30 protein-coding genes are annotated in these 24,807 nt (G+C 46.9%); 17 read left to right on the forward strand and 13 right to left on the reverse strand.

All coding sequences use genetic code 11. From position 1 onward, the window contains the following. Positions 1–187: 187 nt before the first annotated feature. The 3 genes from FEN17_RS23460 to FEN17_RS23470 all read left to right on the forward strand — a co-directional run bounded on the left by FEN17_RS23460 (position 188) and on the right by FEN17_RS23470 (position 2,421). The gene (locus FEN17_RS23460) at positions 188–511 is read left to right on the forward strand and encodes a hypothetical protein (RefSeq protein ID WP_138367804.1); all 324 of its coding nucleotides are present in this window, start codon (positions 188–190) and stop codon (positions 509–511) included. A 234-nt stretch (positions 512–745) separates the two neighbouring features. Next, positions 746–1,057: a helix-turn-helix transcriptional regulator gene (locus FEN17_RS23465; RefSeq protein ID WP_171037984.1), complete on the forward strand. Its 312-nt coding sequence runs from the start codon at positions 746–748 to the stop codon at positions 1,055–1,057. A gap of 440 nt (positions 1,058–1,497) precedes the next feature. Beyond that, positions 1,498–2,421 carry a hypothetical protein gene (locus tag FEN17_RS23470; protein WP_138367806.1) on the forward strand — a complete coding sequence of 308 codons (924 nt, stop codon included), beginning with the start codon at positions 1,498–1,500 and terminating at the stop codon, positions 2,419–2,421. Positions 2,422–2,557: 136 nt separating this feature from the next. Here FEN17_RS23470 and FEN17_RS23475 read toward each other — a convergent pair whose 3' ends face one another. The 3 genes from FEN17_RS23475 to FEN17_RS23485 all read right to left on the reverse strand — a co-directional run bounded on the left by FEN17_RS23475 (position 2,558) and on the right by FEN17_RS23485 (position 4,091). Continuing rightward, the gene (locus FEN17_RS23475; RefSeq protein WP_138367807.1) at positions 2,558–2,881 is read right to left on the reverse strand and encodes a HigA family addiction module antitoxin; all 324 of its coding nucleotides are present in this window, start codon (positions 2,879–2,881) and stop codon (positions 2,558–2,560) included. Positions 2,882–3,111: 230 nt separating this feature from the next. Continuing rightward, the gene (locus tag FEN17_RS23480) at positions 3,112–3,540 is read right to left on the reverse strand and encodes a helix-turn-helix domain-containing protein (protein WP_138367808.1); all 429 of its coding nucleotides are present in this window, start codon (positions 3,538–3,540) and stop codon (positions 3,112–3,114) included. 146 nt (positions 3,541–3,686) lie between these two features. Continuing rightward, the gene (locus tag FEN17_RS23485; RefSeq protein WP_138367809.1) at positions 3,687–4,091 is read right to left on the reverse strand and encodes a DUF1801 domain-containing protein; all 405 of its coding nucleotides are present in this window, start codon (positions 4,089–4,091) and stop codon (positions 3,687–3,689) included. A 188-nt stretch (positions 4,092–4,279) separates the two neighbouring features. Between FEN17_RS23485 and FEN17_RS27870 the strand changes: the two genes are divergently transcribed. Further along, on the forward strand, positions 4,280–4,741 hold the full coding sequence (locus FEN17_RS27870) for an SDR family NAD(P)-dependent oxidoreductase (protein WP_310589781.1): 462 nt from the start codon (positions 4,280–4,282) through the stop codon (positions 4,739–4,741). Continuing rightward, positions 4,701–5,120 carry an SDR family NAD(P)-dependent oxidoreductase gene (locus FEN17_RS27875; RefSeq protein WP_310589782.1) on the forward strand — a complete coding sequence of 140 codons (420 nt, stop codon included), beginning with the start codon at positions 4,701–4,703 and terminating at the stop codon, positions 5,118–5,120. Before FEN17_RS27870 ends, FEN17_RS27875 begins: the two co-directional genes overlap by 41 nt. Here FEN17_RS27875 and FEN17_RS23495 read toward each other — a convergent pair. After that, the gene (locus FEN17_RS23495) at positions 5,108–6,082 is read right to left on the reverse strand and encodes an aldo/keto reductase (protein ID WP_138367810.1); all 975 of its coding nucleotides are present in this window, start codon (positions 6,080–6,082) and stop codon (positions 5,108–5,110) included. The genes FEN17_RS27875 and FEN17_RS23495 overlap by 13 nt on opposite strands. 38 nt (positions 6,083–6,120) lie before the next feature. Between FEN17_RS23495 and FEN17_RS23500 the strand changes: the two genes are divergently transcribed. Then, on the forward strand, positions 6,121–6,522 hold the full coding sequence (locus tag FEN17_RS23500) for a winged helix-turn-helix transcriptional regulator (protein ID WP_229208962.1): 402 nt from the start codon (positions 6,121–6,123) through the stop codon (positions 6,520–6,522). Here FEN17_RS23500 and FEN17_RS23505 read toward each other — a convergent pair. Next, positions 6,500–6,853, reverse strand: coding sequence for a cupin domain-containing protein (locus FEN17_RS23505; RefSeq protein WP_138367811.1), 354 nt, complete (start codon positions 6,851–6,853; stop codon positions 6,500–6,502). The two genes, FEN17_RS23500 and FEN17_RS23505, sit on opposite strands and share 23 nt — an antisense overlap. Before the next feature lie 70 nt (positions 6,854–6,923). Between FEN17_RS23505 and FEN17_RS23510 the strand changes: the two genes are divergently transcribed. Beyond that, positions 6,924–7,436 (forward strand): peptide-methionine (S)-S-oxide reductase, encoded by a 513-nt coding sequence (locus tag FEN17_RS23510; RefSeq protein ID WP_138367812.1) that lies wholly within the window; start codon positions 6,924–6,926, stop codon positions 7,434–7,436. Here FEN17_RS23510 and FEN17_RS23515 read toward each other — a convergent pair. Both FEN17_RS23515 and FEN17_RS23520 read right to left on the reverse strand, forming a co-directional pair. After that, the gene (locus tag FEN17_RS23515; RefSeq protein WP_138367813.1) at positions 7,428–7,649 is read right to left on the reverse strand and encodes a DUF4385 family protein; all 222 of its coding nucleotides are present in this window, start codon (positions 7,647–7,649) and stop codon (positions 7,428–7,430) included. The two genes, FEN17_RS23510 and FEN17_RS23515, sit on opposite strands and share 9 nt — an antisense overlap. Positions 7,650–7,655: 6 nt before the next feature. Then, complete coding sequence (locus tag FEN17_RS23520; RefSeq protein ID WP_138367814.1) at positions 7,656–8,033, reverse strand: DUF4174 domain-containing protein; 378 nt, start codon at positions 8,031–8,033, stop codon at positions 7,656–7,658. Positions 8,034–8,119: 86 nt separating this feature from the next. Between FEN17_RS23520 and FEN17_RS23525 the strand changes: the two genes are divergently transcribed. After that, entirely contained in the window at positions 8,120–8,617 is a 498-nt protein-coding gene (locus tag FEN17_RS23525; RefSeq protein ID WP_138367815.1) for a GNAT family N-acetyltransferase, read from the forward strand. Positions 8,618–8,665: 48 nt separating this feature from the next. Here the strand turns inward: FEN17_RS23525 and FEN17_RS23530 are convergent, their stop codons facing one another. The 5 genes from FEN17_RS23530 to FEN17_RS28060 all read right to left on the reverse strand — a co-directional run bounded on the left by FEN17_RS23530 (position 8,666) and on the right by FEN17_RS28060 (position 13,090). Continuing rightward, complete coding sequence (locus FEN17_RS23530) at positions 8,666–9,067, reverse strand: VOC family protein (protein WP_138367816.1); 402 nt, start codon at positions 9,065–9,067, stop codon at positions 8,666–8,668. A gap of 235 nt (positions 9,068–9,302) precedes the next feature. Continuing rightward, positions 9,303–10,040 carry a DUF2490 domain-containing protein gene (locus FEN17_RS23535; RefSeq protein ID WP_138367817.1) on the reverse strand — a complete coding sequence of 246 codons (738 nt, stop codon included), beginning with the start codon at positions 10,038–10,040 and terminating at the stop codon, positions 9,303–9,305. Between the two features lie 12 nt (positions 10,041–10,052). After that, the gene (locus FEN17_RS23540) at positions 10,053–11,222 is read right to left on the reverse strand and encodes a chromate transporter (RefSeq protein WP_138367818.1); all 1,170 of its coding nucleotides are present in this window, start codon (positions 11,220–11,222) and stop codon (positions 10,053–10,055) included. A 7-nt stretch (positions 11,223–11,229) separates the two neighbouring features. Further along, the gene (locus FEN17_RS23545; RefSeq protein WP_229208963.1) at positions 11,230–12,108 is read right to left on the reverse strand and encodes a DUF1259 domain-containing protein; all 879 of its coding nucleotides are present in this window, start codon (positions 12,106–12,108) and stop codon (positions 11,230–11,232) included. 541 nt (positions 12,109–12,649) lie between these two features. Next, the gene (locus FEN17_RS28060) at positions 12,650–13,090 is read right to left on the reverse strand and encodes a transposase (protein WP_138367819.1); all 441 of its coding nucleotides are present in this window, start codon (positions 13,088–13,090) and stop codon (positions 12,650–12,652) included. A 377-nt stretch (positions 13,091–13,467) separates the two neighbouring features. Between FEN17_RS28060 and FEN17_RS23555 the strand changes: the two genes are divergently transcribed. Genes FEN17_RS23555 through FEN17_RS23565 form a run of 3 tightly spaced genes read left to right on the forward strand, consistent with a single transcriptional unit; the run spans position 13,468 to position 17,300 of the window. Then, complete coding sequence (locus FEN17_RS23555; RefSeq protein ID WP_138367820.1) at positions 13,468–14,388, forward strand: family 2A encapsulin nanocompartment shell protein; 921 nt, start codon at positions 13,468–13,470, stop codon at positions 14,386–14,388. Continuing rightward, on the forward strand, positions 14,372–16,426 hold the full coding sequence (locus FEN17_RS23560; protein ID WP_138367821.1) for a family 2A encapsulin nanocompartment cargo protein cysteine desulfurase: 2,055 nt from the start codon (positions 14,372–14,374) through the stop codon (positions 16,424–16,426). Before FEN17_RS23555 ends, FEN17_RS23560 begins: the two co-directional genes overlap by 17 nt. A gap of 55 nt (positions 16,427–16,481) precedes the next feature. Beyond that, a complete protein-coding gene (locus FEN17_RS23565) occupies positions 16,482–17,300 on the forward strand; it encodes a serine O-acetyltransferase (RefSeq protein WP_138367822.1) in 819 nt (272 codons plus the stop codon). A gap of 1 nt (position 17,301) precedes the next feature. Here the strand turns inward: FEN17_RS23565 and FEN17_RS23570 are convergent, their stop codons facing one another. Beyond that, positions 17,302–18,153 (reverse strand): HEPN domain-containing protein, encoded by an 852-nt coding sequence (locus FEN17_RS23570; protein ID WP_138367823.1) that lies wholly within the window; start codon positions 18,151–18,153, stop codon positions 17,302–17,304. A gap of 151 nt (positions 18,154–18,304) precedes the next feature. Here FEN17_RS23570 and FEN17_RS23575 point away from each other — a divergent pair, with 151 nt between their 5' ends. The 6 genes from FEN17_RS23575 to FEN17_RS23595 are packed head-to-tail and all read left to right on the forward strand — an operon-like array spanning position 18,305 to position 24,781. After that, positions 18,305–18,616 carry a hypothetical protein gene (locus tag FEN17_RS23575; protein WP_138367824.1) on the forward strand — a complete coding sequence of 104 codons (312 nt, stop codon included), beginning with the start codon at positions 18,305–18,307 and terminating at the stop codon, positions 18,614–18,616. A gap of 22 nt (positions 18,617–18,638) precedes the next feature. Further along, positions 18,639–19,052, forward strand: coding sequence for a rhodanese-like domain-containing protein (locus FEN17_RS23580; RefSeq protein ID WP_138367825.1), 414 nt, complete (start codon positions 18,639–18,641; stop codon positions 19,050–19,052). 38 nt (positions 19,053–19,090) lie between these two features. Beyond that, positions 19,091–19,246, forward strand: coding sequence for a hypothetical protein (locus tag FEN17_RS27350; RefSeq protein WP_171037985.1), 156 nt, complete (start codon positions 19,091–19,093; stop codon positions 19,244–19,246). 7 nt (positions 19,247–19,253) lie between these two features. Continuing rightward, a complete protein-coding gene (locus FEN17_RS23585; RefSeq protein WP_138367826.1) occupies positions 19,254–20,840 on the forward strand; it encodes an arylsulfatase in 1,587 nt (528 codons plus the stop codon). Between the two features lie 12 nt (positions 20,841–20,852). After that, positions 20,853–22,472 carry a sulfatase-like hydrolase/transferase gene (locus FEN17_RS23590; RefSeq protein WP_138367827.1) on the forward strand — a complete coding sequence of 540 codons (1,620 nt, stop codon included), beginning with the start codon at positions 20,853–20,855 and terminating at the stop codon, positions 22,470–22,472. 11 nt (positions 22,473–22,483) lie between these two features. Continuing rightward, complete coding sequence (locus tag FEN17_RS23595) at positions 22,484–24,781, forward strand: arylsulfatase (protein WP_138367828.1); 2,298 nt, start codon at positions 22,484–22,486, stop codon at positions 24,779–24,781. The last annotated feature ends 26 nt before the right edge of the window (positions 24,782–24,807 follow it).

Raw genomic sequence — 24,807 nt, forward strand, 5'->3', positions numbered from 1 at the left:
GTATGAATGGTAAAGGACAATGCAATGACAATCAGCCTTTCTTGTATCGATGATGTCCACTACTTGCTTGACCAGTGCCATGAAAAATAAGGTTATAATCTGATTTGTTGAAGTTTTGCTACCTTTGAAATCTAGTAGTTTTTCATATCTACACACATTATCAAGCCGCAAAAGTGCGGTTGTATCCATGAAGATTGTTGAGCTTACACGCATTGTGCCCGAGACGCTTTGGGCGGCCCGATTTGAAGGAAATAATGAAAACGAATTTGACCGCACATTCAATCGGTGGGAAAATTCGGAATATTTGGATGCATTTTTCACCGAGCATGAGCAGGATCTTGTCAAAGATTTTTACGGCTATTGCTCAGTAAGCCAAGCTGTTTCGATTACATTGTCAGAAGCGGATGCATTTGAAAAACAGTTATTGAGCGTAGCACAAGGGCAGGATTTGGAAAAAGGCTCGGAGATATTTTTAAAGCACTGGACAAAACTGAAAGAATCAAAATCGTAAATGAAAAGAGTAAAGCTTATGGAATGGGCGCAAAATCATGGCTCAGGGTTTATGCTGTCAGACTAAATCTCGACCTTTTTATAATCTCGGTAGCGCAATCAAATTAACTAAGACAATGAATGAGCGCGAGCATTTGAAAGAAGAACTCGAAAAGCTGAATGTGCTCGTGAGATTTTTGAAAAAACTAAATACCGAAACCGTAGAAGATTGGGGATACATTGATTTTAAATGAATATGCAAACGAGAGAAGATATATTACAAAAATTGGAGTCAGTCGCAGCCGCTGAATCCAGCAAATGGAAAGAGCGCGCAGCCCGCAAAGCCGAAAATCCGAAAGCGCTTGAAAAGTCAAGGATTATTGCGATTAATATCCTGGCTCAGTTGCGCAAACTTGGAATGAGCCAAAAGGATTTGGCGGAGAAGTTGCAGGTAACACCTCAGACTGTGAATTCCTGGGTGAAAGGAAATAGCAATTTTACCATTGAGACGATTGTGCGGATTGAGGAGGTGTTGGGGGTGGAGTTGATTGGGGTTAGGGTGGGATGATCATTGTGAGTTTACAGAATATCTCCCCATATATTTTTAAGGTCGCGAATGGAAGTCACTCTTCCAGCCTTCACGTACTTAATGCCTTCTTAAATTGCATTTAATACTTGCAGGCCAAAAAAAAGACATCAGTTTCAGTACTTTCATCAATTGGCGTGAGTAAAACTGACTTCTTATTCTTTCCCCGGTGAATGATCACCCGTTCCTTCTCGGCAAGATCCAGATAATCCTTCTACTTTCCCCGAAATTCCCTAGCTGTTATGATTCTCATGTCTTTACGAATTTGTGTACACGAAGATAGGGAGACTTTATCTTAGTACGAAAAGCAACAAACAGAGTTATGAACCTCATATTTAAACATCATTTTAGTGAACGAGGCCAGTGAGTAGGAAAGACGCTTTTTTACTTATCTTTTTCATTTGAAGCTTAAATAGAGAAGTATGAAAATAATATTTGAGGCGGAAGCCGAGGGACTAGTTCCACTAAAGAAAACCCTTGAAATGAAATTATATCCGCGAGTAATACGCTTTGTTCCAAACGATGAAAATAGTTTAGAAAAAGTTTCTATTGAAAGGGAAATCAAAGACTATGACCATTTATTGCCTCAAATTATATTTAAGAAAGACAGGAATCCAGAAATGTACATTCCAATGCAAAATTTTTCAGAAGAGGAAATGTTGATGCAGCACATAGAATCTTTTGCTGCTCTGGACTTTGGTTTACGAAAAATTTACTGGCAGACCCCAAGAATAACCTGGGTTCCTGAGACAGAGGATGAGAAAGTCAAAATAACAATGCCAACCTATAAGCGATCCTTTCAGTACAATTTACCTAAGTCAGAAATTACATTAACTTGGTTGCAGGAAACAGTAGTTCATCGGGATAGAGTTATGCACCTCGTATCTCCACTGTCATTTTTCCGAATAGGATCTAATCATTTTCATAATTTCGGGTATAGCGAAGCATTTTTAAATTTTTACCTAATGCTTGAAGGCTTATTTGGAAATGGACAATCAAAAAACCACAAGGTCGAAAACGCCTTTGAAAACGCACCAACTCTAATGCACGCTATATCAGAAACAGTTCTATACCTCGATAATGATACGGAGAAAAATACTCACAAATCCTGGATGGTGAATTTCCTACAAGAAAAGGGTTGGAAATACGACAATCTTGGTATTATCAAAGCAATAATATGTATTAGAGGGAATTTGTCTCATTATTATTTTAAAAGTAGTCGGAAACAGAGAGATAGTTTTAATGAAAAGGAAAATGAATCAATTGCCTGGATTACAATGACAATCTGCGTTTTTTCCACAATTAAGTTGCGATTGGATCCTTTTAGGGCCGGAGGCAATCAATAGTAAACTTTTCTACCAGCTCACCCAATCAACCGCTCCAACTGTCTCATAATCTCATCCGTATCCTTTAACATCCTGCATTTAAATAATCAAAATTCGACAATCTCGCTAATCTCTGAGGTATCATAATTTGCGATGTTCAGGCAGGCTGCAAAGCCCTCGGCTCCCAAATTGCCCGGATTTTAGAAGCATCCACACGCTTCCTGGCCTGTGCAAGATCATAATTTTTCTGTACGGATAACCAAAACTCGGCATCTGTGTTAGGGAATGCAGCACCTAAACGGATTGCCATTTCAGGTGACATCGCAGATTTTCCATTGATAATCGCAGACAGCGTTTTGCGAGTTGTCTCCAATACTGCAGCAACCTGCTCAACATTAAGTTTTTGTCCAGTTTCCTCATAAATCCCGTCAGGCGTTTCTCGGATAAGTTCGCCCGGATGAGTTGGATCAAATAAAGCCATATTATTGCTTCTATCTAATGTTAACTTTTATAATCAACGTATAATATATCGCATTATCAGCCGCAGAGCGGCTTCCTGTTTATAGAAAATGGGTTTTAATTTACAGCAAAGGCCCCAGAGGGGTCTCCTAGTTAACGGCGGATTTACAGGAGGCCCCGCTGGGGCCGAAAAAATTTATGTTCGATGATATTTCTATAAACAGGGAGCTCCCCCGGAGCTTTGTTTTTCAACTATTTATTCCCCCCAATCAACCGCTCCAACCGCTCCATCATCTCATCCTTCTCCTTCAACATCCGCTCATACAAAGCAATCTTCTCCTCATGGAGCTGAATCATTTTATCAATTGGATGGATTGTGGAATTATTGAAAACCGAGGCGGGTTGAGCACAATTGTCGAAAGTGTTATTTGATATAATGTTGATAGCCTGCTGTTCATCGAAATTCCGAATTGCATCAGCCGGAATTCTCAAAATAGCCGCAACTTGCTCCAAAATATCATTATCAATCTTTTCCCTCTGTTCGAGAAGTGAGACTTTTTGCTGGTTCCAGTCTTCGCCAAGCTCAAACGCAAGCGCTTCCTGTTTGAGGCTAAATAACTCCCTGAACCTCTTTAAGTTACGGCCTTCGTGGATCTTCGGATTGGAGGTAGTATGTGCCATGTGGAAAGGGTGTTTGGTTAAAAAAGGCAATTTATATAAATCTCCCGGGAAGTGCCTGAATATCTTACGGGCGGCCCGCGTAGGGATCGCAATGTATGAAACTGGGCGATCGTGTTGGAAACAAGCCCCACGTATTACAGTGAGGTTCAGGAAACACTCTTCAAAATCCAATCATGAATAATCTTGATTAAGGCATCCTTACTAGTCTCAATCGATTCGAGCGTGTTAAAGGTTGCGATAGCCCGATCATTTTCCTTCCAAAGCAGAAGGTGATTTTCATCTTCGATTAACCTGGCATTTGGTTGTTCTTTGACCTTTGCCCCCCGGTGAAAGATGAGTTGAATTTTTGTCGGAGGCAAGATTTTCATCGTGATCCTGTCCCCGCCGCCAATCGAATAGTTGGGTCCATTCCATTTGATGTTTTCGTTAAGCCGGGTGTCCGCTGATAATATGATCGAGCGCAGCGCATCAATTTCGCTCCTGAGCGGATGAGCAAGTTCATCCAGAAACTGGGTTACCTCTGTATTAATGGCCAGGTTTTTCTTGTTCATTGGTTTTTAGTATCTGTGATTCACAAAGCTAATGTCTGCTTCATTGACAAGGGTAGGGGATACAAGACAAACGTGCGGGCAGATCGGGACAGCCGTGCGGGATGTTTGAATTTCGATAGCATCCGTTTGATCGCGGTAATGCCCGGACTGGATGGCCATCCTACTTTTGCCATATCAAAATACCGGATATGGAAAACAGAAAAACATGGTTTGTCACAGGCGCTTCAAAGGGCCTGGGATTGACATTAGTGAAGCAGTTATTGCAGGCAGGCCACCGGGTAGCGGCTACTTCCCGCAACACGGCCAGCCTTGCTGAGGCAGTCGGCTTTCAGGGAGATGCATTTTTACGATTACGAGTGGAACTGGATAGCGACGAAAGCGTCGCGACAGCCATTGGGCAGACGGATCAACATTTCGGCCGGATCGACGTGGTGGTCAACAATGCCGGTTATGGCATCGGCGGGAGCATGGAAGAGCTGACGGACAAGGAAGTCCGCGATAGTTTTGACATTAATGTATTTGGTACGATCCATGTCATCCGTCACGTTTTGCCTGTGATGCGCAGGCAGGGATCAGGTCATATTATCAACATTTCTTCGACTGCTGGTATTGCCCCGAGCGCAAGGCTGGTCCATTTACGGCGCTGCTAAGCACGCTGTGATCGGCCTGACCGAAGTGCTGGCTGACGATGTCCGTCACCTGGGTATCAAATTGACGCTGGTGGCTCCCGGCGCTTTTCGCACCAACTTCAACAATCCGGATTCGCTGGTATTGTCGCAACGCAAAATAGATGCTTATTCGGAAGTACAGTCTCTGCAGGAAAAGTTTGCGGCCAAAAGTGGCACGCAGATGGGCGATCCGGCAAAAGCTGCAAAGGGCATGATTAAAGTGACCGAAATGGCACAGCCACCTTTGTATTTACTTTTGGGTAGCGACGCTTATGCCCGCGCATTCGCCAAGTTGGACCTGCTGTCTTCCTCTTACAAGGAATGGGAAGCGCTTACGAAATCGACGGATTATGATGCTTGATACTGTCTCTGCACGGTCGAAAGTAGTTCATGAGGATACCCCATCGGGACGGCGCTGACATTATCGAGCCGGGTCACTTGTTCGGTATCCAGCTTAATATCTGAAACTTTCAGACTTGTTTCAAGATGCGATAGGGTACTTGCCCCGATGATTGGGAAAACACCTTTGGTCATTATCCAGGCCGTTGCTACCTGACCGGGCGTTACATCAAGTTCTTCGGCTATCAGTTCCAGTTCATCGATGATTGATTTTGTTTGCGGGTCTTCCTGATAGTTACTATCAGATTTTGTCAGCCGGCCAGACGAGCCATGCCTGTATTTTGCAGTAAGTAATCCTCCGGCTAGGGGAGAATAGCACATCATGCCCAGTCCGAAATGCGTTGCCATGGGTTTCAGTTCACGCTCCGCAGCCCTTTGGACAAGGTTATATTCAAATTGAATAGCGTGCAACGGAATGGACGTGGCAATCGAAGCTGCTTTCCAGGCCGGGAAGTTTGCGAGGCCTGTGTACAAAACTTTACCAGCATCAACAAGATCTTCCAAGCCGCGGGCGATTTCGTCTAGTGGTGTAATGCCGTCGTCGTAGTGGGGGATATAGATGTCGATATAATCCGTTTTCAGCCTTTTCAAACTTCCCTCGACGGCCTGCCGCATGGCTTTGCGATGGTTCCCCAAATTAACGACCGAAGGATTGGGCTCCCCGCCCGCCGTGTACTTGGTGCAAAAAATAAAATTGTGGCGATTGCTCGTGGTAAACTGGCCGACGATTTCCTCCGCTTCGCCAAATTGATAGCGGTCCGACAAATCAATGAAGTTGCCACCTGCATCGGCATAAGCCGACAAAATTTGTATGGCTTCTTCCGCAGAAGTCCCATTTCCGCGGCGCTGGCCCAGTTGTGAGCCGCCCATGATCAACTCGCTGGCGGGCAATCCTGTTTGTGTTCCGAATAATTTCTGTTTCATCAATACAAAGGACAACCCTGGCCAATTCTGAGTCAAGTATGGCTAAATTCAGCCGTACCAAAAAATTTTATCTTTGCAGGATGTACGAGCGAAAATTACCAGTCGAAACAGAATGCGGACTTCATCTTTTCATGGAAGTATTGAGCGGGAAATGGAAGATCAAACTCATATGGCGTATCCATTGCGGCATAAACCGCCCGGGCGAGCTACGTCGTAAAATCCCAAAAGCATCGCGCAGATTGCTGGATACGCAGTTGACACAGTTGGTGGAGCATGGTATATTATCTAAAACCAGCTTTGATCAAAAACTGTTGAAGGTCGAATACAAACTGACCCAGTTAGGCGAAAGCCTGATCCCTGTCATTGAATCGACAGCCAGGTGGGGTGAGGCTAATCGAAGTATTCTAGAACCACTATTTAGTCAAGTTCGCTATCCGTAATGACCGTTTCTAACTGAGAATGTTCAATTGTTATATTCACAGAACGCTCTCCCTTCGGCCGGGTCCGGTGGGCGGTGTTTTTAGGAATTGTAAAAAGTTGACCAGGAAGTAATTCGATGGTTTCCGTTTCAAGATCAATCAATAAGACACCTTCCACGGTCATAAACGTCTCGTCCGAATTGGGATGATAATGCCAGTGGTAAGGTTCTGTCATTACACTCACCCTGACAACATGGTCATTTAACTCAGCTACGGTAAAATTTGCGTATTTATCTGTTATTGACTGGGTAAGTTCGTTAATATCGATTTTCGTCAATGGAGTTGCTTGCATTTGGAGTTTTTTTGGAATAGGTTAAGTTTAGTAAAGAGGTACAAAATCCGCGCCTCAGAAAGCACAACGAATGTCATCGACAAACAAAATCGGATTGGGCGGGAGCTGCCACTGGTGCACCGAGGCCATATTTCAATCATTGAAAGGCGTGCTCCATGTCAGCCAGGGGTGGATCGCGGCTGATGACAATCCAACGCGGTATTCTGAGGCTGTCGTGTTTGAATTTGATGCGGCCGAAATTTCGTTGCAAACATTGATCGAAATTCATCTTCATACGCACAGCTGTACGTCCGACCATTCCATGCGATTCAAGTATCGATCAGCAATTTATACATTCGACGACAAACAGTTTTGCTGCGCAAACCAGGCGATTAAGGAGTTGCAGGCCGACTTTGATCAGAGGATTATTACCGAGGTAATCCCGTTTGGAAAGTTTAAACTGAATAATGAAAAGTATCTGGACTATTATTCCAAAAATCCTTACAAGCCTTTCTGCAAGACGTTCATTGATCCTAAGTTGAAGATTTTGCTGGGGAAATTCTCAAATCAAGTGGATAAGAAGAGGTTGAACTCGTCAGTCTGAGTTATGGGCCAAGGTTCTGCCTTCCGCCACTTTGGATTGCCAAAACTGCCCGATCTCCGATTTATAAGGCTCACAAATCAAGACGCCCTGCTCGCCTTTACCCACGCAGTACAACTCCGGATGTTTTTTGTAGTCAATGTCCGACTTCCAGGGATAGGCGCCGTCGTCAAAATTTAAATAAGATGGCGTTTCCTTTGATTGACGCTGACCCATTTGTTGCTACTTTGGATTATTACCTCGGCTGCGCTTGATCTCATTTTTTCGCATCGGCATAGCGTCAATCAGGCCAAACAACTTTTCAGCACTAACCACCTCGCTGGATCTCAACTTTTCACTACCATCGCGGCCAACTAATATAAAAGTGAAAGAAGCGGTGCTATCAATGTCCCACTTTTTCCAAGCAGACAAATTCTTCCCGGAAAAAGGAAAACGTTGCACGTTAATATCACGCTCAATCATGTCTTTTTGATGTGCATCAAAGATCGCCATTTGCGATTTCTGCTTTGTTAAACCGCTGTTTGTATAGAAAAGCAGGACCTGTCGCGGAGACTCAGCTGCGATCAGTGTGGCAACCATTATTCCGAATATTATTTTCATACACACTTCATTTCAAATACTTTGCCAGAAGGAAGTATCTTAGTAAATGCTATCCGCGAGATAATAGTGGTAAAATTGAAACCGAAATGATAGATTTCCGAGCAGCTACAATTAAAGATCTGGCACTTCTGCAGTATTGGGATGAACAGCCCCACACAGTTGCGTCAGACCCGAACGATGATTGGGGATGGGAAACAGAATTGTTGCGGTCGCCCGAATGGCGCGAGCAACTCATTGCCGAACTGGATGGTCGCCCGATTGGCTTTGTTCAAATCATTGATCCCCTGCTGGAAGACAGCCACTACTGGGGCGAAGTGCCAGCGAACCTCCGTGCGATCGATATTTGGATCGGTGAAGCAGATGACCTTGGTAAAGGCTATGGCACCGCGATGATGCGGTTGGCGATCGACCGTTGTTTTTCATCGCCAGAAGTGACCGCAATCATTATTGATCCGCTTGCCTCAAATGTCAGAGCGAGGAAATTTTATGAAAGGTTTGGCTTTACTTTTGTCGAAAATCGAACGTTTGATGAAGATTTCTGCGCGGTTTACAAACTCGACCGAAGTGTCTGGAAAGAATGTTAGCCGCGAATTCAAACTTTTATTAGCGGCGTAACCCACGATAGTAACTTCTCAATTCTCATCCGGTAACGGACATCCAATTTCCCAAATGTGACCAAACGGATCTTTAAGCTTTCCGATCTTCCAGTCTTCTTCCACGGTGACCGGACATATTTGGGTAGCTCCGGCCTGCAGGGCCTGGTCAAATATTCTGTCAGGTTCAGAAGTAGTCAAAACCATGCGGACCGGGGAGCCTCCAATTGATGTGGGACTAAGATTATTGAATTCCGGTTCTTCATCCCCAATCCAAAAGTCTGCATTGCCAATTCCGATTCGCGCATTTGTTCTGCCATTATTGGTGTAATTTTCTAATACTACTCCGCCAAATGCCACTTCATAAAATGTCGCCGCGCTCAAAGCATTGGACACAACCAGGAACGGCGTAATATTCAGTTTTACTTCTGCGCCCATCATGTGGTTTAAGATTTTGGTTGTTGTAATTCGAATTTGATTAGAGGCAGACAGTTCACAGCCTTAAATCAGGTAGGTCTGTCGTGCATTCTTTAAAGAATCCATCACTGCTTTAAATACTTTCGCCTTCTTAATAATAGGGTTTAGCACAACTTCTGTGAGACGTTTGTATCTATCCGTTTCAAGAGTATCGGACGATTTCGATGCTGCAAGTATACCCTCTACGTGCTGATTGGATTTACTTGGTTTTTGGGCGACAGTCCAGGTTATGAAAAGCAAAAATTCGTAATACATTATTGCTGTTGAAACGGTTGCCTGCGGGTAACTGTTGAAACTGGTTCATGTAGCCAACCTGAATATTGAGACCCGTGGTAAATTGGTAGCCGAGCCCGAAGAACAACCGGTTCTGATCGAAAACATTGTAAGTAATTTCTTTGCCGGCATTGATATGAACTTCATCATTGAAGGCAAAGAAAAGCGTGTTAGGCTCAATAAAGTCGCGATTTAACGGCACCATCAGATTTAGAAGGTAGCGGAAACGGAAATTAAAGTTATATCCCTCTTGAAGCCGGTCGTTGGCAATTTTTCGGTTAAACCGTTCTTCAACTCTTATCCATTGTTGCGTTTGCAATCGTTTTTGTCTGCTTGTCCAAAGAACCTGTTGCCATAATCGGTTTTCAGGACGTACGGTTTGAAGACCTGCTGCGGGGAAACTTCTTGCGTACGCATAACCTACCGTAAAACGAAGGTGATCATTGGCATAATAGGTAATACCTGGACGGATAATTTGAGTCGCCCACCTGTCAAGAAAGTCGGTGCGCCTTGCGTGCAGGTCGAGCCATACGCCCAATTTGTCGGTCAGCCTGGTCTGATTGAAATACCCAAACCAGACGCCACTATGTTTGTTAACCTGCTTTTGAGCAGCCGCGGGGATCGAAAAAAGTAGAATGAGTTCTAGTAAATATTTTCTAATCATTGAGATAAACTTTTATAAATAGGTTTTCAGGCAATAGCCCACTATGGCCGCTGCCAGGATGATGTGAGGCTCTTGCAGCTTCTTGATATAAATTAAACCAAGAATCGATGCCAAAGCAATAAGAGCGGATGTGATGTCAACAATCGAGCGCGTAGCAATAACAACGACCGATCCTACCAATGCGCCCACCACGGCTGCGGTAATGCCATCAACAAAAGCCTTAATGCTTTCATTTTTTGATATTTTCTTGAAATATGGAGCGGGCAATACAGTAAATACAAAGCAAGGCAGGAACACTCCCAGCGCCGCCACAATCGCACCTGCGAAACCGGAAACAAGAAAGCCAATGAATCCGACAGTGATGACCACGGGGCCGGGCGTGATCATTGCTACTGCGACTGAATCCAAAAACTGCTGCTCGTTAAGCCAGCCCATTTCACCGACGACTCCGGCTTGTAAAAAGGGAATAATGGCCAGGCCGCTGCCAAAAACAAATGCACCAGCCTCGGTAAAGAATACCGCGAGCTTCCAAAGCTTGTCACCATCAAACTCCCAGAAACCTGTTGTGATCAATAACACAATAGATAAAGAGGTAGACGGCTTTTTAATCCATTTTGGCGGCGCTTTAATGATCATGTAAACCAGCCCAAGAATAATAAAAAGCCAAACTTCTTCCCGCTGGGTTATTGCAGTGATCACTGCCATTACAATAAAAAATAGCCACAGCAGCCACCGACTTTTGATCGCCGCGAATTCCAATTTGCTCACCGATTTGATAGTGAGCTTGTAGCAGCTTAGGGTAATGATACCAATTACCGCTGAGCCGACGCCATAAAATACAGACTGCATCCAGGCCAGTCCACCGTACAGCTTATACGCCATTCCCAGCAGTACCACCATCACAAAAGATGGAAGCACGAAAGCAAGGCCGGTAAGGGTCGCTCCCAAAATCCCGTAATGGACGTATCCAAGATAAATGCCTAGCTGCGCAGCCAGGGGGCCGGGGGCCAGCTGCGCCAGCGCCAAACCCTCGCGGTACTCGTCCTCGGAAATCCACTTACGATCTTCCACCAGATCCCGGTGCATGTAGCCGATCAATGCTACCGGTCCACCAAAACCCAGTGTGCCAAGACGGAGAAAATACTTAGTTAAATCAGTTAAGCTATACTGTGCCGCATCCATTTTATCGTCAGTGGTTGGAATGTGATCTATCGGGGTTTTTTCCGAGGACATCCAAAGCAGCACGAAAGCCGTTAGCAAGCTCTTCCGCAGCACCTTTTCCATAGTAATGAAGAAATATCATTCGCGGCTCTTCGTCGAGCATATGATTATGCACCGCTACTACTTCGAGCTTATGCTCACGCAAAACTTTGATAACCGAATTGACTTCGTGTCCAAGCATAGCGATATCGCCAGCAATATGAGCGTTTGTCTTTGTGCCTGCGAAACTGGCCCACGAATTCAAACCAATCGCAGCTGTCATTTCAGCGCCCATCGACATAATAGTCAGATCCTGCCGGCCCACTGTGTACTTGTAAGTTGGTCCGTTCACGACGCCGGTATTTTTAACGATTGCGTCCAGTGCGGCTATGTCAAAGATGTCTTTGGCTGTTTGGGACGCTGGGGCTGATGGAGCCGGCTGGTTAGCTGGTGCAATTTTGGCATCCTTGATAGCTAGTGCAAACTTTCTGGCAAGTTCGGCAGGAGTTCCCATGCCATGGAAATGCATATAAAATATGCGCGGCTCCTCATAAAAAAAGTGGTTATGAATTGCCCCGACTTCCAGACCAGCCGCCTGTGCGGCCGAAATCAGCGGATTAACTTCCTCTTGGAGCAGCACAGTGTCGCTCATTAGTACCGCTGCCTTCCCGTCAACGGTTTTTTTGATCGAAACCCAGCCGCCAAATCCGAAGGAAATCGGAACGCTTTCGGATTTGATTGCGATTTTAAGGTCGTTTCTTGGAAGGGCGATCGTATGCACCGCCTGGGCTTCATTGTAAGTGCCTTTTTTGCCGATCGCACTCTCAATAGCAGCGATCTCCTCCGCAGATAACGGAGGTGTTTTCATGGGGGCTCCATTAGCCGATGTAACGTACAAGCCGGTTAGTCCAGCTGTCGCCGCCATCGATGTTGCTCCGAGCCATGCTCTTCTCGAGATAAGTGTTTGCTTTTCCATTCTATAATAATGTGGTTGACGTTGCAATACTATCAAACCCATTATTTAGAAAATAGAACAGAAATAACTCGTTTGTACGGAGATTACTTTTTGGTCAAAGATTTCCTAAATGCCGACGGATTTTGTCTTGTGTGTTGGTTAAAAATGCAGTTGAAATGGCTTTGATCCGAAAAACATGGTCTATTTTCGGGCGTTCCCGAGTAATCCATTTCATCGAACGTGTTTGCAATGTTGGTATGCTGTGAAGATCGTCAAAGTGCAGAACATAAGATCCGCGAGACCAAGCCGATCATATAAGAAGGCCGAAATTCGAGAACTTTTACCCATTATCTTGACGCGCAGGGCGAAGATTTTGAGCGAAGATCCTAGTGGATTAGCAGGAGTTCAATGACGCCCTGAACGTATCCTCTGGACGTCCCAATAGAGAATTAAATTAAAAATTGTCGTGAACATCAACTCGTTTGTGTCCAGCCATGCTTGCTATTTCCAGGAAAGTGATCAGGAGAGCATTCCGCTCTGATAGGGATAAATGCACGCGGATTCTCCGGAGAAAATCGTATAGCGGTTCGCTGTATTTGTGCTCGGTATGGCGCTGAAATTCGGAAATCGAAAGGTTGGTCTGATCTTTCAACAGGTGCAAAGCGGTAAAAAAATACCATATTGGCAGTTTGCTTCCTTCCAGTAGTGTGCCGCTTTGCAAGGTTGTACGGAACCGGCACATTTTACATTGAAATTGGTGTTTCGATGCAAGCCAGTAATGATCTGTGTGACCACATTTTTTGCACGTAATTCCCTTCTGTAACCGATATTTTTTGAAAGCCTCGATGGCGAGGTTCTCATTACGGTAAATTTTCAAAGCATCCTGAACTGACATAACGGATAATTCAACTGGGCGTCAAAACATGTTTTTTGTAAAAATATAAACTCTATCGGATTAGTATATTATATTTTTTTTAGTTGGTATGAAAGCAAATTGCAAATTCTATAAATCCTACCATTTATATAGTGGTAGTGACCAAAGATAGATTGGTTGGTTCGTTCTTCTATCTGATCTTCGCAGAAGAATTTTATGTGAATTGTCGCCGGTTTAGTAAAATGTTCTGTTTCAAAAAAATTAGGTACGGGCAAATAGAAAGCCCGGTGGTACGCTACCCGATTTTCAAATAACGGCAAACGTAATTGAACTAAGTTGCGTGTTAAAAACCGCATCGCATGAGATGCGGTAACGTACTTATTTTTATAAACATAAAAATGGCAAAACAGAACACACAACAAACCGCGCTGGGTGATGTAGCCGCCCGGCAGCTGGCCATTGCGACACGCACCGTTCCGCAGATGGTAGCGATCACGCCGCGATGGCTTACGCATTTACTGCAATGGATACCCGTCGAATCGGGTGTGTACAGGCTTAACAAGGTAAAAGATGGGAGTGTGGCGGAAGTGGATTGTTCGGGCCGTGATGAGCGGGAGCTGCCGCATACTTTTATTGATTATGTTGAAAATCCGCGCGAATACAACCTCACGGCCGTGAATACGGTGCTGGATGTGCATACGCGCGTTTCGGATTTGTACAGCAAACCTTACAACCAGATCAGCGAGCAGCTCCGCCTGACCATTGAGAGCATCAAGGAGCGCCAGGAAAGTGAGTTGATCAATAATGGAGAGTACGGATTATTGAGCAGCATCGCCGATTCGCAGCGCATTTCTACCCGGCTCGGCCCGCCTACGCCGGACGATCTGGACGAACTGATCACAAAAGTCTGGAAGGAACCTGGTTTCTTTTTATTACATCCCAAGGCCATCGCCGCGTTTGGTCGTGAGTGTACGCGCAAAGGTGTGCCACCACCGACGGCTTCGTTTTTCGGCTCGCAATTTATTACGTGGAGAGGTATCCCGCTGTTCCCATCCGACAAAGTGCCTATCGAAAATGGCAAAACGAAGATCCTTTTGATCCGGACAGGGGAGAGCCGTCAGGGCGTGGTGGGATTGTATCAGCCGGGCTTGCCAGGTGAGCAGTCGCCGGGACTTTCAGTGCGATTTATGGGAATTAATGATAAAGCCATTGCTTCATATCTGGTATCGCTTTATTGCTCGCTCGCGGTGCTGGTTGAAGATGCGATTGCGGTCCTGGAAGATGTAGATATCAATAATTACCATGAGTACAAATATTAATGTACCTCAGCCCGGCGATGGAATTTCCGGTTTGCCGGATGTGCATGAGATTGAAAATCTGGCGAACGAACTTTTTAAATTGTTGCCCAACGAAGTTCCCGCAGCCAATTTTTCACCCGATCTGGACGATCATCCGCGGCTGCAAAAGTCGCTGAACCTCGTCCATGAGCGTCTGCCGTCACTTTTTAATAAAAGTCAAGACACAGGTTTCGGTCAAAGCTTCGATGCGGCTAACCCGCCGACCAGTTTCCCAGATCCGCATTTTACGGGCGGGAGCAGCCGGGTTTCGGGTCTGGGTGCGTCGCCTTCGGGCGTCCAAAAGGACAGTCAGGTGAGTCCGGCTGCAGCCCAGGCCTCGGTGCCGAATGGTGTTTATGGCACCAGGTCACAGTCGGGCATTACATCTGCCGCGCCGGGCATCAGTCGACCGTCAACGGGCGAGAACCATCTTGACCTGAGCAAGACCGGTATCGAGAGCTCGCATTTGCATGGTTTTGAAACGGGGCTCGGGCATGTCCCGCAATCGGAAGCTGGCAGCGGCGTTTCGCCGTCAGTGGAGCGTCACGGACCCAGTTATGCCAAGGCATTTCCGCAGTCGCGCGACACTGCTTACGAACCTAGTGTGGACAAGCTGTGGTCGACATTGACGACTTTTAAAAGTACACCCCAACTGCCTTCAACGGGCGGGCTGGAAGGTGCGGGCTACTACTTTTTGCAGGGCGCGGGTTTTCAGGGGAATGATCCGTTTGGCTATAATCCCGTCAAAAGTTCGCAGCTGAATGGTGCCTCGTTCCCACATTTGGGCGGTAAATCGAAGTCTTTTTTCGATGTAAATCAGGTCCGGAAAGACTTCCCGATTTTGCAGGAAAAAGTCAATGGCAAACCGCTGATCTGGTTTGATAATGCGGCCACGACGCAGAAACCGCAGTCGGTGATTGATCGCGTGGCCTATTTTTACCAGCACGAAAATTCCAATATTCACCGCGCCGCCCACGAGCTGGCCGCCCGCGCAACCGATGCCTACGAAAGTGCCCGGGAGAAGACACGCGCGTTCCTGAATGCACGCTCCGTGAATGAGGTAATCTTCGTACGCGGCGCGACGGAGGCCATTAACCTGGTTGCCAAAACCTGGGGTGATGAAAACCTGCATGCAGGCGACGAAATCATCCTCAGCAATCTCGAACATCACGCCAACATTGTCCCCTGGCAGCAGCTCGCCTGGCGAAAAAACCTGAAAATCCGCGTGATCCCGGTAGACGACAGCGGGCAGATTTTGCTGCATGAATATGCAAAGCTGCTCAATGCCAGGACGAGGCTGGTATCGTTTACGCAGGTTTCCAATGCATTGGGAACGGTTACGCCGGCCAAACAGATTGTGGAAATGGCGCATGCCGCCGGGGCCAGAGTGCTGGTCGATGGTGCGCAGTCGGTTTCCCATTTGCGCACCGATGTGCAGGCTTTGAACGCGGATTGGTTTGTATTTTCGGGGCATAAGGTTTTTGGTCCGACGGGCATTGGTGTTTTGTATGGAAAAGAAGAACTACTGAACGATACCCAACCATGGCAGGGCGGGGGCAATATGATCGAAGACGTGACTTTTGAACACACCCGTTTTCACAAATCGCCCAACCGTTTCGAAGCTGGAACGGGCAACATTGCAGACGCAGTCGGGCTAGGCGCGGCGATTGATTACGTCAACAAAATCGGCATTGACGCCATTTATCAGTACGAACATTATCTAGTGCAATACGCAACTGGCTTGTTGAAAAACATTCCCGGCCTGCGCCAGATCGGCACGGCTGACGACAAGGCATCAGTTTTGTCCTTTGTTTTTGAAGGCTATAAAACCGAAGAAGTAGGCGATGCGCTCAACAAGGAAGGCATCGCAGTCCGATCCGGCCACCACTGCGCCCAGCCGATTTTGCGGCGTTTTGGCGTGGAAACAACCGTGCGGCCATCGCTGGCTTTCTACAATACCACTTCGGAGATTGATGTTTTGGTTGAGACGTTGTATCGGTTGAGAAAAGCAAAATATTAATCGATATAGCCTGTCAGAAAAGGTGCAGCGCACCGCAATAGTTATAGCCGAAACGATGAAAAACCTGAATACCCGTTCTCTGATCAGCCTTTTAAAGGAAACCCATAATGCCGAATGGGAAGCCACGCCTTCGTCAGTAGATGCGATCGCGTGGCTTGACGGGCTATTACAGTTCCTCTTTCCAAGCAACCATTTGCCCAAAAGCAGCGCATATGAGGGAATTTTGAAGAAAAATCAGATTGACCTGGAAAATATCCTGCTGAGTTATCTCGAACCGTCAGGGATCGATATTGACGAGGTGGTTTACAGTTTTTACAGTGCCCTGGAAGAAATCTATCAAAGCCTGCGGCTGGATGCGGCAAAAATCAATGAATACGATCCAGCTTCACACAGCATTAATGAGGTAATCGTTTCTTACCCAGGTTTCTACGCCATTGCTGTTTACAGACTTGCCAATCGATTGGTAAAACTTGGAATCCCGGTTTTACCGAGAATCCTCTGTGAATATGCGCACGGCAAAACGGGTGTCGATATTCACCCAAGTGCGGAAATCGGCGTCCCGTTTATGATCGATCATGGTACGGGCATCGTGATCGGCGCGACTACGGTGATCGGGAAAAACGTAAGCATTTACCAGGGGGTTACTTTGGGAGCGTTGCAGGTTGCGAAAAGTCTGGCACAAACCAAGCGCCACCCGACCGTCGAAGACAATGTGATCATTTACGCCCGCACCACGATTTTGGGCGGCGACACGGTGATTGGCAAAAACAGCATTATCGGCGGTAGTGTCTTTTTAACAAAAAGCGTTGAGCCCAACTCACAGGTTTTCAACACGCACCAGCTGAGGATTGTGCAGAAGGAGGATGTGGTATAAGTCACTCTGCTGTAAACTGAGCGATTCTTTCTTTGCAAATGAGTTCTGTCAATTCTTTCAGAAGCTTTACACGTTCGAACAGATATTCCAGTTCTGCCTTTTCAATTTTGTAATTCATTTCATACCGCGCGTCGATGTATGCTTTTTTGAGAAGCTTGAACAACCGCGCTTCTTCTGCTGTATTTTTTGGAAAAACAGTTGAAAAATCAGGATGGAGCTTTTCAACTTGTTTGCCTAGTTCCTCAATGTCGTGTGTTCTGGGTTTGTAATCTGTAAAAACGAGAAGAGTGGTGGCATAATACTTCTCGGTCGCCTGATGTAATAAAAAAGCCGCTTTCTTAAAATGTTCTTTCTCTAAATCTTTTTCGATGTCTAAAAATTCATTTGCAGTACTAAACCAATGCGTAAATGCATCGTTCGCTTTTTTCTGTTTTTCCTCCGGGCTTAAATCTTTGGGCTCGGATAAGCTAAATTTTCCGGAATCATAAAGCACAATTCCTTCCTTGAAAATATCAACAAAGAAGTAATAATTCCCTTCGATCTTATCATTCACAAACCAAACACTATGTTGGATAATGTTGGTTTTCGTGAGATCCTGATTGGCAGCTAGTTCCTTATCCAGATCTTGCCATTTCTTTTGTCCTTTCGCAGCCCTTCTGTCTTTGGTAATAACCAAAATATCAAAGTCGCTCACATATTCATAAGTTTCCTGAATATCCTCCACCCAATCGCCTCGCGCGTGGCTGCCGAAAAGAATGATCATTTCTGCTTTAACCTTCGACAGAATAATTTCGGTAATGTTTTTAAGCTCTTGCTGCTTTTCCTCGGGGAGATGAGAGAGGGAGGTTTTCATGTAGTGTGGGTATCGATTGGTAAATTGCCGAGCGTTCGAGTTCAAAGATAAAAACTATATCGGAAATCAATCGCGCCTATAAGCAACGCAGCCGCTCATTTCTATCAGCCCTTGATCGCATTGTTAAGTGGTAATATAATCTATAAACTCTATGGATTATATAACAGTTTATTTATATTTGCTCCACAACCACCACCACCCGAGAAGCAACCGCTTTTCGAATACACTTTGTGCTGATTTTCTCATGATTCAAGTTTACACCTGTACGGGGCGTATAGGCATGACCGGCTTGCTCGCTTTGTGCTTTGCAACGCCGGTGTTCGCCAAGCCACAAGCTGCTTCATTTCCATTATTTCACACCCAATACGACAATGCCTCCACCACATCCCCGGAGCTGCTCGAAGAAATGGCGAATGCGATCAAACGCCTTATTGAAACAGTACTAACCGAGACATCCAATTAACCGCCGAAAGGCATCAGAACACATGAAGAAAGTACATTCACTCATTTTACTATTTGTCTTTACTGCGCTGACTGTCAGTGCACAGCAGGAATCGAAGCAGGCGATTGTCGCGCCGGATGCACAGGCTCTGGCCAAAATTAAAGCGGGCAAGGCGTACCTGGTAGACGTGCGTACACCGGATGAATTCAGCACAGGGCACCTGCAACATGCCACCAACATTGATTATAACGCGCCCAGGTTCAGCGCCAGGCTGGCGAAGCTGAATAAGAAAAAGCCGGTGTATCTCTATTGTCGTAGCGGGAACCGGAGCGGCAAATCGACCGACACGTTGAAGACGCTGGGCTTCAAGGAGTACTACAACATTGGCGGGTTTGAAAAACTCAAAGAACAGGGCTTTCCGGCAGACCCGGCTTCCACCGCAGCCGCCAGGAAATAGCAGCCATTTTTTACCAAATAATAAAAGAAATCAACAGCATGAAATACATACAAACCTTAAAGCTGGCCGTGAACCGGGAAGTGAAGATCGAAGTGACGGGACGGCGCATTAGCGCAGACATTGGCAAAAGAATTAAGTATCTCAAAGGTCTGCGCGTCACTGCGCAGAGTGTACGTCAGTTGTCGGCAAGCTAAAATGATTATGTATAAAGATTTAAGGTTCAGTTTTTTACAAATTCTATTATTGCTGGCTATCCTCACGCCAGCACGTGCACAGTCTGAAAAACGTGCTCCAAATATCATCATCATTCTCGCCGACGACCTGGGTTTTTCCGACCTGGGTTGCTTCGGTTCTGAGATCAAAACGCCCAATTTGGACCGGTTGGCAGGGGAGGGGCTCCGGCTGACTTCTTTTTACAATAGCGGTCGCTGCTGCCCGTCGCGGGCTGCGCTACTCACCGGCCTGTACCCGCACCAGGCGGGCATTGGTGATATGGTGCAGGACAAAGGTTCGCCGGCTTACCAAGGTTTTTTGAGCAAAAACAGCGCCACGATCGCGCAGCTTTTGAAGGCCAAAAATTACACTACAATCGTCTCGGGCAAGTGGCACGTCGGATTGGTGCCATCGGCTCTGGCGCATAATCGTGGGTTTGATAAATCTTTTACGATGCTCAATAACGGTAGCAGCTATTTCAATTCGGAGCCAATTTATAATGATGGCCGCAAGGTTACTTTTTTATTAGACGGTGAAAAAATAGAGCGGCAGGATACCGCGCGCTACCTGACGCAAGCGATTACCGATTTTGCTGTAAAATCGCTGGATGAAATCAAAAACAGTGAAAATCCTTTTTTTCTATATGTGACTTACACTGCCCCGCACTGGCCGATCCAGGCATTGCCGGAAGACATTGCAAAGTACAAAGGTAAGTATCTCAAAGGTTGGGATGCATTGCGGAAAGAGCGTTTTGCCCGTCAGAAGCAGCTAGGTATCATTGACAAAAATTGGGCATTGTCGGCAAGATTCGAAGGCGCGAAAGACTGGGAGAATCTTTCTGCGACAGAGCGCGAGCATTGGGATACCCGCATGGCGATTTACGCCGCGATGATCGACAGAATGGATCAAGGAATCGGCAGCATTCTAACCAAACTCAAAGACATTCAGCAAGATAAAAACACGCTTGTCATTTTCGTTTCGGATAATGGAGGGAGTGGCGATACCGTGAAGGACTGGGATTATGTGACGCAGAAAAACGGCGCGCCCGGCTCGGTGGCGTCTATCGACAGCTACTATCCAGAGTGGGGCAATGCCAGCAATACGCCTTTTAGTTTATTCAAAAAAAATACCCATGAAGGCGGCATTGCGTCGCCATTTATCGCATGGTTTCCAGGGCAAATTCAGGCTGGAAGTTTGAATAGTCAAGTAGGACATCTGATCGATTTGCTGCCGACTTGCCTGGACTGGGCGGGCCTGACTTATCCGAAGGAATTGAATGCTAAAAAGCTCATGCCCCTGCCTGGGAAAAGCCTGAAACCCACATTAACATCAAATTCCCAGACAACAGACCGGACCCTTTTCTGGGAACACGAAGGAAGCCGGGCCTTGCGCAGCGGTAACTGGAAACTCGTCGCCGAGAGCCACCAACCCTGGGCATTATACGATTTAAAATCCGACCGCACCGAAACCAACAACCTCGCCGCAAGATATCCCGACAAAGTGAAAGCCCTCGAAAAGCAATACCTCGAGTGGGCCAAACAAGTGGGCGTAGTGGACTGCGATTTAATCAAATAAACCTTCCCCGATATGTTACGAAAAAGACGTTTTCGCCGATTGGCTATTTTACTGGTAGTAATATTAGCTGGCTTTGCTGCCTGGGCATTCTGGCCGCTGAGCAGCGACCGTTTCCGGATTACCGAGAACCGCGAGAAAATTGCCGCCAAAAATGCTTTCCTGGCCGAAACCGTGCCGCAGACTTCTGATAAAAAGCCCAATATTATTGTGCTGGTAGCCGATGATCTTGGTAAGACGGATCTGCCAATCTACGGTAACCCGATCGTGCAGGCGCCTAATATTATAGCATTGGCCCAGGAAGGCGCATTGTTCAACGAAGCTTATGTTACTGCGCCAATCTGCTCGCCATCGCGCGCCGGGCTGCTCACCGGGCGCTATCAGCAGCGTTTCGGGTATGAGTTGCAGCCGGTCAACCGCTATCTCAACACGCGTTTTTTACAGTGGATAGTCCCGCGCACAATGGATTTACAAGAACTGGAATTCATCAACCAGAACGAAGTGCCCGACGCCGAGGCCATTTCACAGCAGGGGTTGCCTTTGGAAGAAATCACAATCGCCGACCTGCTTCGGAAAAACCATTACAAAACCGGCATCATCGGTAAATGGCACCAGGGTTTCAGTCCGCAGTTCCTGCCCCTGAAACGCGGCTTTGACTATCACTACGGGTTTTATGAGGCCTTTTCACTTTTTGCGGATACCAACAGTACCGTCAATGTGCACCATGCGGGCGTGATGGATTCTCATATCTGGCAGCAGGGGAATGCAGGCCCGGCGCTGAAAAGGCGGAATGATCAAGTGATCGAGGTGAAAGAATTTTATACTGATGCGCTCGCTAAAGAGGCAGTGCAGTTTATCGAGCAGCACAAAGAGGAGCCTTTTTTCCTGTATGTACCCTTCAATGCGCCACACACGCCTTTTCAGGCATCGCAAAAAGATATGGACGCGTACAAAGCGAAGGGCGTAACCGACATTAACAAGGCAGTTTACTATTCGCTGATCACCGGTCTGGATAATGCGGTGGGCCAAATTAATGAGAAGATCAAACAGTTGAATCTGGAAGAGAATACGCTTATTTTCTTCCTGAGCGACAACGGTGGCGCAACTTACACCCACGCCACCGACAATGCGCCGCTGCGGGGTGGCAAAATGTCCTTGTTTGAAGGCGGTATCAATGTTCCATTTTTGATTAAATGGAAAGGAAAGATAAAACCGCAGACCGTGGTGAGTACGCCGATAAGCTCGCTGGATATTTTCGCAACTGCGGCTGCTGCGGCCGATGCCGAACTGCCGGAAAAGACGAAATACGATGGAGTAGATCTGATTTACTATCTCAGAAATCCGTCAACCATAGCGCCGCACCCGGCACTTTACTGGCGCTCGGGCGGTAATAAGGCGATCCGGAAAGGCGACTGGAAGCTGGTCGTCAACCTGACCGACGGCGTTACCGAGCTTTTTGATTTAAAAACAGACAAGATCGAGCAGAGAAACCTTGCTGCCGCCAACCCTCAGAAAGTAGCTGAGTTGCGAAATGGCCTGGCGGAATGGGAAAAAGGCCTGGTGAAACCGCTCTGGCCGGGAAACGGCTATTACAAGAATACATTCAATGGGAAAATCGACCGGTTTTCATTATAAATCAATCTCATATGAAATCTAACTTTCACCGAAAATCTTTTGCAGGACTATTGTTTTCTGCACTGCTCGCCGCGCCTGCATCTGCACAACACACGCCCATTCAGCCTTACAAAGGCAAGATCGGCAAGACATTAGCAGAAACAAGTCAATCCTGGGCAGAGAGGAAAAAGGCACCTGCGGGCGCGCCAAATGTGGTTTGGATTTTACTAGATGATGTGGGCTACGGCGCGATCAGCACATTCGGCGGGTTGATCAATACACCTACACTCGATAGCCTGGCCAATAATGGTTTGCGCTACACCAACTTTCACACCACCGCCATCTGCGCCCCGACCCGCGCCGCGCTGCTGACGGGCCGGAACTCGCATTCGGCGCACATGGGATTGTTTCCTGAAACTGCGATCGGCACGCCGGGTTACGATTCCCAAATGCCATTTGAGAAAGCGACTGCCGCGGAAATCCTGAAAGAAAACGGCTATAATACTTTTGCCTTGGGTAAATGGCACATTACTCCCCTGGCTGACCTGACCCCAGCCGGACCATTCAACCGCTGGCCGACGGGTCGCGGGTTCGAACAGTTTTACGGGTTTCCATCGCGGGGCAGCATCGACCAGTGGCATCCGGAGCTATGGGAAGGCATTCACCGTCAAAAAGATGATGGGACCAGCAAGCATTTTAACGAACGCATTGCCGACCGGGCGATTGAATATGTATCGGGGCAAAAGGCCGGCGATAGCGACAAACCGTTTTTCCTCTACATCGCCACCGGGGCCGGACACGCACCGCACCAAGTTGCCAGGGAGTGGTCGGATAAATACAAAGGCAAATTTGACGGCGGCTGGGATGAATATCGTGAGAAAGTGATTGCCAACCAGATTAAGCTGGGTGTGATTCCGAAAGACGCCAAACTTCCGCCGCGCAATCCGGGTGTGAAAGAATGGGCTTCACTTTCTGCGGATGAAAAGAAACTATATGCGCGGTTTATGGAAACCTACGCAGGTTTTATGGAATATACAGACCATGAGCTCGGCCGCGTGATCAGGCATTTGAAAGAGTCCGGACAACTGGAAAATACGGTGGTTTTTGTTTCGGTGGGAGATAATGGCGCGAGCAAGGAGGGGACATTTGTCGGAACTGTGAATAACTACGGGACGGCCATTTCGGAAGAAGAGCGATTGAAGAAGAATATGGAGAATATTGATCTGATTGGCTCCGAATTTTCGAAGGTAAACTATCCGCTGGGCTGGGCCGCTGCGACGAATGTGCCTTTTCGCCAATGGAAACAGGATGCGAATGCGGAAGGCGGCACGCATAATCCGCTGATTGTTTTTTATCCGAAAGGCATCAAAGAAAAAGGCGGGATCCGTAACCAGTATGGCCACGTGATCGACATTTTACCAACAACGCTTGAACTAATCGGTGCCAAAGCCCCTGAAATCGTAAATGGCTACAAACAAGACCCGATTGAAGGTACCAGCCTGGCGTACAGCCTAAACGACGCAGCTGCCAAAGACCGCCATACCCAGCAATACTATGAAATCCACGGCTCGCGGGCGATTTATAAAGATGGCTGGAAAGCAGGAGCATTACACGTAAAAGGCCAGCCTTTTGATCAGGATAAATGGCAGTTATATAACCTGAAAGCAGACTTCAACGAGATCACCGACCTTGCCGAACAGCAGCCTGCCAAGCTCAGAGAGCTCCGCGCGCTGTTTGATAGTGAGGCAAATAAATACAATGTGTTTCCATTAAAAGACGGCACACAGGGCTACACTTTGCAGACTGCATTCAAAGACCTGAACCGGATCGTGCTGCATCCTGGGCAATCGACGATTGTTGACGTGGCAGGGCCTTTTGCCAATAAAAGATCATTCAGCATTGTCGCCGACGTGGATTTGCCGGGCGTGGAAACGGAGGGTGTGTTGCTGTCGCGCGGCGGTTTTGAGGGTGGACTGAGCTTCTTTGTCCAAAATCGGAAATTGAATTTTGTATACGGCGTCGGCGACGGGACTAAATATGTGGTCGCTTCCGAAAATGCGACGCTGCCTGGCGGCCGCGTGCAACTGCGTGCTGATGTGCATTACAATGAACAGGGCACTGGGCAGATCACGCTTTTTGCGAACAATAGCAAGATAGGGGAGTCGAAGCTGGAAAAAACGACGGGCAATGTGTATCTGCATGAAGGTGTGAATTTGGGTTTCGACGATTTGACGGCCGTGGCGGATTCATATAAAGTTCCGTTTGCATTTACCGGCAAGATTCACCAGGTAACTATTGATTTTCAACCCGCGCAGCAGAGCCAGAGATGATTGGGGTGCTTCCCGATGAGAAAGTT

Source organism: Dyadobacter luticola (genome assembly GCF_005860805.1).
Taxonomy (GTDB): domain Bacteria; phylum Bacteroidota; class Bacteroidia; order Cytophagales; family Spirosomataceae; genus Dyadobacter; species Dyadobacter luticola.